The 1,037-nt window shown below is 39.6% G+C and carries 2 protein-coding genes; both read left to right on the forward strand.

Going from position 1 to position 1,037, the window contains the following annotated elements:
* The first annotated feature begins 68 nt into the window (after positions 1–68).
* Positions 69–365: a transposase gene (locus tag E2B99_RS13375; RefSeq protein WP_076879455.1), complete on the forward strand. Its 297-nt coding sequence runs from the start codon at positions 69–71 to the stop codon at positions 363–365.
* Positions 341–1,037 (forward strand): IS3 family transposase (locus E2B99_RS13380; protein WP_134245692.1); only part of this gene is annotated, 697 nt, incomplete at its 3' end. The genes E2B99_RS13375 and E2B99_RS13380, both read left to right, overlap by 25 nt.

Genomic DNA, 1,037 nt, shown 5'->3' on the forward strand with positions numbered 1-1,037 from the left:
TCTGTAATGGTCTAATGAAATCAGACAGTGTGATAGAGATATAATTTCACTGAACTGAGGATCTCAACATGACCAAAGCTAAACGCAAATTTGATGCAAATTACAAACTACACATTTGTGAGCTGATTCGTAAACAAGGGCTGACGATTACCCAAGTCTGTAACGATAATAATCTAGGGCAAAGCACCGTACATCGCTGGTTAAACCAATACGATGCTGAGTTACAGGGCAAAGCTGGTATTGGATTACCTATCACACCTGAGCAAAGACGGATTCGTGAACTTGAATTAGAGAATAAGCGTCTGCGAGGTGACGTCGATATTCTAAAAAAGGCTATGACTTGCTTTATCAAGCCAACAGTGTAGATAAATCCAAGTTAATTCAACAATGTACTCAACATTCAATTCAACGTGTTTGCGAACTTTTAATGCTCAATCGTTCAAGTCTTTATCGTCATAAACAATCAAAGGCTTCGAAGACGTCAGATTCTGATCAGACTTTAATTGAGCGTATTTGTGGCCTATTTAATTTGAGTGGTAAGAACTATGGCAGTCGTCGAATTCAACGTGCTTTACTTGCTGAGGGAATTTGCGTGGGTCGATACAAAGTCCGTCGCATTATGCGTAAGCAAGGTTTGGTGACGACATGGCGACGTAAATTTATCAAAACCACAAACTCTAAACACAATATGAAAGTTGCTGAAAATATATTAAATCAAAAGTTTAACCCTACTGAACCCAATAAAGTATGGGTAGCTGACATTACATATATCTGGACGGCAAGAGGTTGGTTGTATTTAGCAGCCGTAATCGATCTAAACTCACGTAAAATCGTAGGTTATAGCCTGTCTCATCGTATGACAGCGGATTTGGTATGTACAGCATTACAAGTTGCAATTCATACTCGACAACCGCCTGAGGGATTGATAATGCATACAGACAGAGGCAGCCAGTATTGTTCTGTACAGTATCAAGATTTACTTAGCCAGTATGGGGTTCATTGTAGCATGAGCCACAAAGGGCTGTGTTATGACAATG

This window comes from Alkanindiges illinoisensis (genome assembly GCF_004377485.1).
GTDB lineage: Bacteria > Pseudomonadota > Gammaproteobacteria > Pseudomonadales > Moraxellaceae > Alkanindiges > Alkanindiges illinoisensis_A.

Coding starts and splice junctions, on each gene's coding strand:
- E2B99_RS13375 (WP_076879455.1), top strand. CDS start 69: ATGACCAAAGCTAAACGCAAATTTGATGCAAATTACAAACTACACATT.